Source organism: Helicobacter pylori, assembly GCF_014496965.1.
GTDB lineage: Bacteria > Campylobacterota > Campylobacteria > Campylobacterales > Helicobacteraceae > Helicobacter > Helicobacter pylori_CZ.
This window is the reverse complement of sequence record NZ_JACTCR010000039.1, coordinates 1-757: the sequence shown is the minus strand read 5'-3', so window position 1 is coordinate 757 and position 757 is coordinate 1. Positions and strand designations below refer to the sequence as shown.

Here is a 757-nt window from a genome sequence, read left to right as displayed (position 1 = left end):
AGCCATTCAATAAGCGATTTTAGCAAGCAACTAGAAATGAGCGCTAAAAACTCACAATTCACTAACAACACGCTTAAAATCATTGAAGAGCTTAATAATGGCGTTAAACAAGCCAGCGATGAACTCAAAGAAAAAGCCACTAAATACGAAAAAGCCTTACAAGAATTACAAAAGATTGATGAAAGCAAACTCACTAAAGAACAGCAACAAGTTTTAAAAGTGTTTAAGGGAGAAATAGATCAAGCAGAGATTAAAGGGATAGATTTAAACGACCTTTACATTTTAGAGCAAGGGATAAAGAAAGCAGGCGCTAAAAAAATTTTAGTTAAACATTACGGAGTAGAGAACACAGGCGGACTAACTAACGACGAACTCATTAACATGAGCGAAGTGATTAAAAACGGAAGCGTGTTATTAGAGAGTTTTGAAAGGTTTAAAAACGGATTTAGATACGGCTATGAATGGGATAATAACGGCGTAAAGCTTAGGTTAGTGGTAGATGATTTAAACAATGGGAATAAGATTTTTGATTTTTATAGCGATAGGAATTTTAAAGATTTTAGAGATGCCAGGCCACAACCTAGCACCTCAAAGGATAGCAGGCCACTACCCACTACCCTTGATGAACCTAATCTTACACAAAAACCTCTAACAAGTCAAGAGGATTTACTAAAAACACCAAAAAACACGGCTCAACATTCGCAAGATTTAAGCCCGCTAGAACTTGCCCAAGCTGAAAAGCTTGCAAAATTAGAAA

General features: G+C 36.2%; 1 protein-coding gene. It reads left to right on the top strand.

The genetic code is table 11. The features are described from left to right. The coding region (locus H7O61_RS07790; RefSeq protein WP_187875655.1) for a DUF3519 domain-containing protein at window positions 1-757 on the top strand (757 nt) is incomplete at both ends.